Source organism: Porphyromonas miyakawae, assembly GCF_045865415.1.
GTDB lineage: Bacteria > Bacteroidota > Bacteroidia > Bacteroidales > Porphyromonadaceae > Porphyromonas > Porphyromonas miyakawae.
In genome coordinates this window covers 706,785-716,168 of record NZ_BAAFSF010000004.1, presented here as the reverse complement: position 1 = coordinate 716,168, position 9,384 = coordinate 706,785, and the positions used below count along the sequence as shown (strand labels likewise).

Here is a 9,384-nt window from a genome sequence, read left to right as displayed (position 1 = left end):
GTCTACTTCACCTACACCCATGACCATCCTATCTCCTTCAACCCTTTTTATACGGATGACAAGTTCTTTGATGTTGAGAAGCGAGAGAGTATCTGCACCCTACTGATGACGCTTTGGAAGAGTGCCGATGAGCGGGTCACCAAGACTGAGCTGGAGAGCTGGGCTCTGCTGTCAATACCTATATCGAACTCATCTGCTCAGATGCTAGTATTGTCCGAACTTCAATAGCTTCTACGAATACCTTAGAGATGTCTATCGTAAGGATATGGAGCAGCGAGATATCAAGGTGACGCTCTCAGACTTCAATATCAATAACCTTCTGACTACGCTCAAGCAGTACTACAAAGGTGGGCGTTACGACTTCCTACTGAACTCGGATAAGAACATAGACCTGCTCTCAAAGCGGTTTATCGTCTTCGAGATTGACCAAGTGAAGGACAATAAAGACCTCTTCCCCGTGGTGACCATTATCATCATGGAAGCCTTTATCAATAAGATGCGCCGACTGAAGGGTATCCGCAAGATGATCCTCATCGAGGAGGCCTGGAAGGCGATTGCTTCGGAGAATATGGCGGACTACATTAAGTATCTCTACAAGACGGTCAGAAAGTATTTCGGAGAGGCTATTGTGGTGACGCAGGAGGTAGACGACATCATCTCTTCACCCGTAGTGAAGGAGAGTATCATCAACAACTCTGACTGCAAGATCCTATTAGACCAGCGTAAGTACATGACCAAGTTTGATGGTATCCAGTCGATGCTGGGTCCTCTCCGAAAAGGAGAAGAGCCAAATCCTCTCAATCAATCAGAACAACGATCCTCACCGACTCTACAAAGAGGTGTGGGTCGGGCTGGGAGGTATGCAGAGTGCCGTCTATGCTACAGAGGTGAGTATGGAGGAGTATCTCACCTATACGACAGAGGAGCGAGAGAAGCTGGAGGTCATGCAACGTGCGGAGCAGCTGGGAGGAGACATTGAGTCGGCCATCCGACAACTCGCCATAGAGAAAAGAGATAAGCAATAATAGTAACAATCAAATACCTAGTGACAATGAAAAAGTATCTGCTGATGGCTCTCTTTGCAATGAGCCTATTTATCCCTCAAGCTCACGCTCAGTGGGTGGTTACCGATCCTGGGAACTTTGCGGGGCAACATAGCTAACTCCATTAAGGAGATTGCTACCGCCTCGAAGACGGTCAAAAACACGCTAAGTGGTTTTAAGGAGGTGGAGAAACTGTACAACGACACCAAGAAGTACTACGATGCACTCAAGCAGGTGAACAACCTTATAGGCGATGCCTACAAGGTGAAGGAGTGCATCCTAATGGTGGGAGACATATCAGAGATCTATGTGACCTCCTACAAGAAGATGCTAGCGGACCCAAACTTCCGCCCCACAGAGCTAGCCGCTATGGCTGCTGGCTATGCCAAACTCTTGGAACTGAGTGGCGAGAGTCTCAAGGAGCTGAAGTCTGTAGCTAAGAGCAAGGTGTTCTCAATGAATGATAGCGAGCGTATGCAGATGATAGACCGCATCTATACGACACTACGTGAGTATCGATCGATTGTTTCTTACTACACCCGAAAGAATATCTCCGTGAGTTATGTACGTGCTCACGAGAAGAATGATCTAGCATCGGTCCAAAGCGCTTTATGGAAATCCAGAGAGCCGATATTGGTAAGACTGACTACGTAAAGATAGCCGTTAGGATCTATGGACTTTGCATCACTACATGAATTACTCCGCTCCACCTATCAGGAGATGATGCCTCTCTGTGGAGAGATGACGGGCATTGCCAAGGGGATTGCGGGTTTAGGAGCGCTCTTCTATGTAGCCGTAAGGGTGTGGTCTTCGTTGTCTCGTGCCGAGCCGATTGACCTTTTCCCCTTACTGCGACCTTTTGTGCTGGGCTTCTGTATTATGTTCTTCCCAACGATTGTACTGGGTACGATGAATACGATTCTCTCTCCTGTGGTACAAGGTACAGAGCGAATGGTCAATAAGCAGACGGTACAACTAGACAAGTTGGTTGCTAAACGAGACAAACTACAAGAGGCTGCCTATCTCCGTAACCCCGAGACGGCTTACTTGGTTTCCAATGAAGCTTTTGACCAAAAGATAGAGGAGATGGGGATCATCGGGCCGAGCGATGCGGTGACCATCGCTGGGATGTATGCCGAGCGTGCTGCTTACCAAACAAAGCAGTGGCTTATGAAGCAACTCCATGACCTCATAGAGTTGCTATACCATGCGGCTGCTCTGATTATTGATACGCTCCGCACCTTCTTTCTTATCGTGCTGAGCATACTGGGACCAATCGTCTTTGGTATTGCCGTTTGGGATGGCTTGTCGGGGTCGCTTACGGCTTGGTTCTCACGCTACATATCGGTCTATCTGTGGTTACCCGTGAGCTCTGTCCTCTCGGCGCTCCTCACAAAGATACAGGTGTTGATGGTGCAGAAGGATATTGCAGCATTGAGTGACCCTAACTATCTGCCCGATTCGGGTAGCTGGTACTACATTGTCTTCTTTCTGATTGGTATCGTGGGGTACTTCTGTGTTCCTACGGTAGCGGGCTGGATTATAGAGGCTGGTGGTGGTATCGGGGCGTACGGACGCAATGTCAATCAGACGGCGCAACGAGGAGCTCAGGGTGCCTATACGGGAGGTAAGGCGGTAGCTGGTGCCACGGGGTCTATAGCTGGCAACGTAGGCGGACGTATCAAAGGGGCACTTATCAAGGGCAAATAGCGCCCCTTCAGCCGAAGGGTGGCTATGACACGCTTGATGAGGATGCGATGACCACGTGACGGTCGTATGACGGTCAGGTGGGTAGGATTAGCTCCTCCTATGTGCGTCAATATAGCAGCTGGGGGAGGTAAGCGTAGTGCCTGCCGTGTGGCACTACAGTTTCCTACCCATGGCACTGGAGTTTCCTGCCTATGAAACTAGAGTTTCTTACCTATGAAACTGCAGTTTCCTTCGTATGAAACGAAAGACTGAAAAATGAGACGTCATATTCCGACAAATGAGACGTCATATTCCGACAAATTGCAGTGCCAAGTGGGGTTGGCACTAGAGTTTCACCCGTATGGCACTGGAGTGCCAAGGCGCCTTGACACTAGACTACCCCTCAGAAGTTTTTAGATATAAGACAATTAGAATAATGGAATATGGAATTCAAATCACTCACAAACATAGAGACCTCTTTCAAGCAGATTAGGCTCTACGCCATCATCTTTGCGATAGTCTGCATAGCGGTCAGTAGCTATGCGGGTCTATGCTTCGTACAGCTTTGCTAAGAAGCAGCGTGAAAAGGTGTACGTACTGGACCAAGGGAAGTCTCTGATGCTGGCTCTGAGCCAAGACGCTTCGATGAACCGCCCGGTGGAGGCTCGAGAGCATGTAAGACGCTTTCACGAGCTTTTCTTCACGATTGCGCCCGACAAGGATGCCATCGAGAAGAATATGGAGCGTGCTTTCCAACTGTGCGACAAGTCCGCTTTTAACTACTACAAGGATCTAGCGGAGAAGGGGTACTACAATCGAGCTATCTCGGGCAATGTCAACCAACGTATAGAGATTGACTCCATACGGTGTGACTTTGACTCATACCCCTATGAAGTAACCACCTTTGCTCGGCAGTTTATTATCCGACAGAGCAATGTCACGGAGCGAAGCTTGGTGACTAGTTGCTCGCTACAAAACTCGGTTCGCTCGGACAACAATCCGCAAGGTTTTTTGATGGAGCACTTCCTCGTACGAGAGAATCGTGACATCCAAACTTACAAGCGATAAGACTATGAAGCGGAAAAGTAGACCTACCCTCAGAAGAAGCTATTTGAGGGGGCAGGTACGGCTAAGAGAGCGATGCAATATGCTAACGAACAGACAGCGACAGATTATTGTCTACGGACTGAGTCTCGTCTACCTAGTCTGCTCAATCTGGATGGTGGCACAGTTCTTCCTCCCGCACCGTGAGGAGATGCCACCTATCCCTATGGGGGAGCTGGTGGACAGCCCGATACAGAGGGATACAACCTACATCAAGAGAATGGAACATTTAGCGATTAGTAACTATGGAGCATAAACAGAAAGAACAATTGAAGAAGGTGTTAGTCTTCGCAGGGCTAGGGATTATCTTTGCCCTTGCTATGTGGTTTATATTTGCACCCGCCACTAAGGAGCAACCGGACGCTGGTGAGGGGTTGAATGACAACATACCACAAGCTACGACCGAAAAGCTAACGGAGAATAAACTCAAAGCCTACGAACTAGTTGACCATACAACTCAAGAGGAGCAAGCTCGTGAGGAGGTGGGGAGACTGGCGGAGTACTTTCAGCAGGAGGGAACCTCGTCTGAGAGCGACCCGCAGGAGGCGGTCGTTGGTAATAAGATTGAGTCTTCGATGCAACGATACGAGGAGAACAACCGTCTGCTAGCGGACTTCTACGGCTCTGACCCTTATGAGGAGGAGCGAGAAGCTATGCAACAGGAGATTGATGACCTCAGACGTGAACTGCACGAGCTTAGCCAACAAGCCGATGACGAGGAAGCTAAGCAACTAGCTCTTATGGAGAAGAGCTACCAAATGGCGGCTAAGTACTTGCCCGCAGCTGGAGCCTCTCCCGCCCATGGAGCTATGCCTATGAGTGAGCAGGCTCAGATGGTATCTCCGCCTAGCGGTGGAGCTGCCAAGGACGAGGCTCCAATGGAGATAATAGCTGACCGCAAGCCGTTGGTCTCAGCACTGGACCAGCCAATGAGCGACAAGGAGTTTATGGAGATGTACGGAGCCAAGGAGCGGAACATGAGCTTTCATTCGCTCTCTAATAGCTCCGCAATCTCTGGCGAGCGCAATACCCTTTGCGTAGTGGTGGACAAAACAACGACCCTCAAAGAGGGTGATTACGTTGCTCTTCGCCTGGTGGAGACCGCTCGTGTACAGCAAACTTCAATCCCAAAGCATAGTATCTTAATGGCTCAAGCTAAGATCGATGGCAACCGAATGCAGTTGCTGATTAAGAGCATAGAGGTGAATGGTCGCATTCTGCCGGTCAAACTATCTGCCTATGATACAGACGGACAGATGGGAGTCTATATCCCTGGCTCTGAAGAGGTGTCAGCACTCAAGGAGATGGGGGCAAATGTCGGGGGATCGATGGGTACCTCTTTCACCTTTTCCTCATCGGCTAAAGACCAAATCATCTCCGAGGTGACTAGAGGGGTGATGCAGGGAGCTGGACAACTACTACAGAAGAAGCTCCGCACGATTAAGGTGACGCTCAAAGGAGGATATAGACTATTCCTTGTACAGACGAAGTAAGCTTTTAGAACTCTAACAATAACAACTGATATACTTATGAAGAAATGGATTTTATCTATCGTAGTTTGTGCTACGATAACGCTCCCTGCTATGGCACAACAAGTGGAGGGAAACAATCAATTACTGAGTAGCGGAGACCTTTACCAAGGGATGAGCCGATCGATACCGAATGGACGGGTCGTATTGCCCTACGGGCTGGAGGTTACGTTTGAAAAGACGGTGCATCTCATCTTTCCTGCAGCTATACGCTATGTAGATCTCGGGTCGCAAAACATTATTGCTGGAAAAGCTGACGATGCGGAGAATGTGCTGCGTGTAAAGGCTGCCGTCCGTGAGTTTGAGACGGAGACCAATATGAGCGTCATCTGCGAGGATGGCTCATTCTACGCATACAGTGCGCCCATAATAGGGGCTTGATAATTATCACTTTGGCAAGTGATTAGGTTAGTATTCCAATTTATAAACCTATCCCATACCGACTTATCCGAATGGGAAACCAAACGGGGAGTGAAGCATGTCGGTAACGCGATAAGTCAGTTAATTGCTAAACTGCGACTGAATTGCTATGGGAAAAGACAGACACAAGGATGAAGCCTGATTGGTTGAACAATAGTCCTATGACTAATGTAGAGGTGGCAACGGAAAGCAGTTACATACGTTGCCTCGCAGTACCCACGCTTATTGAATGGAGTGATGGGCAAGGAATTTACTGCGACATATCCGTCAGAGAACGGAAAAGGATGTACGTTGCATCCGACAGTCTGTCAAGCCAAGTTATCAAGGCCACTAAATGGGGATTGCCTACACGGAGATGCCGAAAGGCTATGAGCATAGGCTCTGAAAACTCCGCATGGCAACGGAGTTCCCGTAGTAGTCTGAGCGTGGGAAAGCCACGTACATGGCAAAGGGGAACAGCTCGGTAATTTTAATATTGTCAAACGATAACGTGTGAGACGTATGAGAAATCCAGAGACCATATTAAACAGTTTATCTGCACATAGCAAAGATGTGCATTACAAGTACGAAAGGTTGTACCGCATCCTATTCAATGAACAGATGTTTTATGTAGCCTACCAGCGCATTTATGCGAAACCGGGCAACATGACACCTGGTTCAGACGGCAAAACCATTGACGGAATGAGTGTTGATAGAATAGGACATCTGATAGCTGCGCTAAAGGATGAAAGTTACATGCCAACGCCTGCCCGAAGAGTCTATATACCTAAAAAGAATGGGAAGAAAAGACCATTGGGCATCCCATCAATTGAAGACAAGATGGTGCAAGAGGTCGTTAGACTTATTCTTGAAGCTGTCTATGAGGGGCATTTTGAGAACACCTCGCATGGATTCAGACCAAGAAGAAGCTGTCATACGGCTTTGCGTTCCATCCAAACTCTTTTCACTGGTGCGAATTGGTTTATCGAAGGTGACATCAAAGGATTCTTCGACAATATTGACCACCATATCCTGATTGAAACTCTTCGTGAGCGCATATCAGATGAAAGATTTCTTCGACTGATATGGAAATTCCTAAAGGCAGGCTATATCGAAGATTTTACATTTCACAAGACGTATTCGGGAACTCCTCAAGGAGGGATAATAAGTCCTATCTTGGCTAATATATACCTTGATAAGTTCGACAAATACATGCGTGAATATGCGGAATCTTTTGACAAGGGTAAGAAAAGGCGGGAAAACCCACTCCACGCAAGTTATAGTCGAAAGGCTGTAAGATTACGCAAGGCTATCCGAAACGCCACTGATGAAGACACGAAACGTGAATTGCTGACACAACTGAAAGAGATGGAAGCAAAGACACGGAGAGTGCCGGCATCTATGGCAATGGATAGTAACTACAAGAGACTTAAATATATCAGATATGCCGATGACTTTCTAATCGGTGTAATTGGTAGTAAAGCAGATTGCGCAAGAATGAAAGAGGACTTTACAAACTTCATGAGAGACAAGCTAAAACTTGAATTATCCGAAGAAAAGACCTTAATCACTAATGCACAGGATTCTGCAAAGTTTCTTGGGTATGAAATCTCTATCAGAAAATCCGAGGCCATGAAGCGAAATAAGCTGGGATGGTTGAAGAGACCGTTCAGCGGACGCATAATGCTGACTCTGCCTATTGCCACAGTCCAAAAGAAATTATTGGAACTGAAAGCAATGGAACTTAGGGTAATCAATGGAAAGGAAATTTGGTATGCCATGCCACGCAATTACCTGACCAAAGAAGACCCTGCCACAATCTGCGCACGCTATACAACTGAAATCAGAGGTTTGTACCAATATTATAGGATTGCGGACAACATCTCTTATGCAGGAAGTAAATTCGGTTACATAATGCGATATAGTTTCTGCAAAACTTTGGCAAAGAAACTAAATTCATCAACTGCCAAGGTTATACGAAAGTACAGAAGAGACCATGACTTGGCGATACCCTATCAAGCAAAGAAAGGAGAAACCAAGTTCCGAATATTCTATAATGATGGCTTTGCGAGGCAAGAGCCGGACAAAGACGCAACCTGCGATAATCTACCTAACACATTTGTACTTCCTTTCCCTACTCTTGCGGAGAGACTTATGGAGCGCAAATGTGAATTGTGTGGAGCAACTAATGTCAAGACCATAATGTATCAAGTCCGTAAGCTCAGAGGTATAAATACCGATACTGAATGGCACCGACTGATGATTAAGAAGTGGCGTAAGACATTGGCTGTATGCAAACATTGTAATGCAAAAATTCATGCCCATGACAAATAAACTGATATTACCAGTGGAGAGCCGTATGCAGGGAGACTTGCACGTACGGTTCGGGGGCAGGCCATGGGAAACCTACCACCGAAAGGTGGCAAGGCGCCCATTGCCGAGCCTACATGTGAAGTATGCGGATGAACCAGAGAAGCTCAGCATCGAGATGAAGGACTTTCTATCTCCTACGGAGGGAAGACTGCCGAGCAATCGTGCGGACATCTACTTCAAAGAGCTGGGAAGTGAGTCGCCCATATTGGTTAAGCTGATTATGAAGAGCATCTACCAAAATGATAAGCGAACCATCAAGCATGTTGGAGCAAAGCAATTCGGGATGCGCTTCTTACTTCGTGGATTATATGCCCACAATGGGTTGCTTTACTTCCACGTCCGTATGGATAATGAGTCTAATATGCCGTATGCGGTGGACTTCATTACGTTCAAGGTGGTGGACAAGAAGGTGGCGAAGCATACAGCTATACAGGAGCGAATACTACAACCACTACGTGCCTTTCATCAGGTGATGTGGATTGGGGCGGGACGCTCTGAGAGAATAGTCTTTGCCTTGGAGCAGTTCACACTATCGGAGGATAAGCAACTTGAAGTGACGCTCTACGAGCGAAACGGCAGTCGCACGCTCACTTTCTATGTGGAGCCTGAAGACCTTTTGCTCACTAAGAAGATTGATAACCTTAAACTGAAGTGGTGATGAAGAGATGGTTATCCATGATGGTCTGCGTGATGGTGGCTATGGTTGCTGCTATGCCATCGTACGCACAGCGACTAATCCCTAGGCAAAATAGCGTTGAGCTGGTCGGCTCTATGCCGATTATCAAGGGGGAGAAACTATTCGCAAAGGAGAGCTTTGGGGTAGGTCTTGCATTCGCACACTACTTCAAGCGGGCAAACTACGCTTTTCTCTTGGCGGAGTATGAGCAGCAAGGGTTGACTTATCGCTCTTACAATGTTCCACTGCGTGATGTGCTACTGCATTTCGGCTATATGCACCCGATACTCTCGGATTGGGGGAAGAATGTCTTTGGCTATTTGGGACTATCCGCTCTCTGCGGTTATGAAGAGCTGAACGAGGATAAACGGTTGCTTCCCGATGGGGCTACACTCCTGGATCGGTCTCGCTTTATTTATGGTGGAGCGATACATAGCTTGGTGGAACTGTTCCTAACAGACAATCTGCTCTTCGTCCTCGAAGCTCAAGGGCGACTGCTCTTCGGCTCTGACCTGCATCGTTTTCGTCCTGCTATCTCAGCAGGACTCAAGTTCAATATCTAACTACCAAC

The 9,384-nt window shown here is 47.5% G+C and carries 7 protein-coding genes and 5 pseudogenes; all 12 read left to right on the top strand.

Annotated features, from left to right (window positions below):
* Positions 1–1,025, top strand: a pseudogene (locus ACLWMH_RS08605) (TraG family conjugative transposon ATPase); the annotation flags it as partial.
* 26 nt (positions 1,026–1,051) lie between these two features.
* A pseudogene (locus ACLWMH_RS08600) lies at positions 1,052–1,683 on the top strand (DUF4141 domain-containing protein).
* Positions 1,684–1,715: 32 nt separating this feature from the next.
* Positions 1,716–2,753, top strand: coding sequence for a conjugative transposon protein TraJ (traJ, locus tag ACLWMH_RS08595; protein WP_298542975.1), 1,038 nt, complete (start codon positions 1,716–1,718; stop codon positions 2,751–2,753).
* Between the two features lie 66 nt (positions 2,754–2,819).
* The gene (locus ACLWMH_RS08590) at positions 2,820–2,948 is read left to right on the top strand and encodes a hypothetical protein (protein WP_411915614.1); all 129 of its coding nucleotides are present in this window, start codon (positions 2,820–2,822) and stop codon (positions 2,946–2,948) included.
* A gap of 227 nt (positions 2,949–3,175) precedes the next feature.
* A pseudogene (gene traK, locus ACLWMH_RS08585) lies at positions 3,176–3,800 on the top strand (conjugative transposon protein TraK).
* A 4-nt stretch (positions 3,801–3,804) separates the two neighbouring features.
* A complete protein-coding gene (locus ACLWMH_RS08580) occupies positions 3,805–4,092 on the top strand; it encodes a hypothetical protein (protein ID WP_411915615.1) in 288 nt (95 codons plus the stop codon).
* On the top strand, positions 4,082–5,329 hold the full coding sequence (gene traM, locus ACLWMH_RS08575) for a conjugative transposon protein TraM (protein ID WP_411915616.1): 1,248 nt from the start codon (positions 4,082–4,084) through the stop codon (positions 5,327–5,329). Before ACLWMH_RS08580 ends, traM begins: the two co-directional genes overlap by 11 nt.
* A 90-nt stretch (positions 5,330–5,419) precedes the next feature.
* Positions 5,420–5,725: pseudogene (locus ACLWMH_RS08570) on the top strand (DUF4138 domain-containing protein); the annotation flags it as partial.
* Between the two features lie 191 nt (positions 5,726–5,916).
* Positions 5,917–6,252, top strand: a complete 336-nt coding sequence (locus ACLWMH_RS08565; RefSeq protein ID WP_240049939.1) for a hypothetical protein — start codon at positions 5,917–5,919, stop codon at positions 6,250–6,252.
* Between the two features lie 34 nt (positions 6,253–6,286).
* Complete coding sequence (locus tag ACLWMH_RS08560; protein ID WP_070463969.1) at positions 6,287–8,098, top strand: reverse transcriptase/maturase family protein; 1,812 nt, start codon at positions 6,287–6,289, stop codon at positions 8,096–8,098.
* A 106-nt stretch (positions 8,099–8,204) separates the two neighbouring features.
* A pseudogene (gene traN, locus ACLWMH_RS08555) lies at positions 8,205–8,795 on the top strand (conjugative transposon protein TraN); the annotation flags it as partial.
* Entirely contained in the window at positions 8,795–9,376 is a 582-nt protein-coding gene (locus tag ACLWMH_RS08550) for a conjugal transfer protein TraO (RefSeq protein ID WP_411915617.1), read from the top strand. The pseudogene traN and the gene ACLWMH_RS08550, both read left to right, overlap by 1 nt.
* The last annotated feature ends 8 nt before the right edge of the window (positions 9,377–9,384 follow it).

What these genes read in the sequence shown, in the direction of transcription:
- ACLWMH_RS08590 (WP_411915614.1), top strand. Translation starts at nt 2,820, where the DNA reads ATGACGGTCAGGTGGGTAGGATTAGCTCCTCCTATGTGCGTCAATATA.
- ACLWMH_RS08560 (WP_070463969.1), top strand. Translation starts at nt 6,287, where the DNA reads ATGAGAAATCCAGAGACCATATTAAACAGTTTATCTGCACATAGCAAA.
- ACLWMH_RS08580 (WP_411915615.1), top strand. Translation starts at nt 3,805, where the DNA reads ATGAAGCGGAAAAGTAGACCTACCCTCAGAAGAAGCTATTTGAGGGGG.
- ACLWMH_RS08565 (WP_240049939.1), top strand. Translation starts at nt 5,917, where the DNA reads ATGAAGCCTGATTGGTTGAACAATAGTCCTATGACTAATGTAGAGGTG.
- ACLWMH_RS08550 (WP_411915617.1), top strand. Translation starts at nt 8,795, where the DNA reads ATGAAGAGATGGTTATCCATGATGGTCTGCGTGATGGTGGCTATGGTT.
- traM (WP_411915616.1), top strand. Translation starts at nt 4,082, where the DNA reads ATGGAGCATAAACAGAAAGAACAATTGAAGAAGGTGTTAGTCTTCGCA.
- traJ (WP_298542975.1), top strand. Translation starts at nt 1,716, where the DNA reads ATGGACTTTGCATCACTACATGAATTACTCCGCTCCACCTATCAGGAG.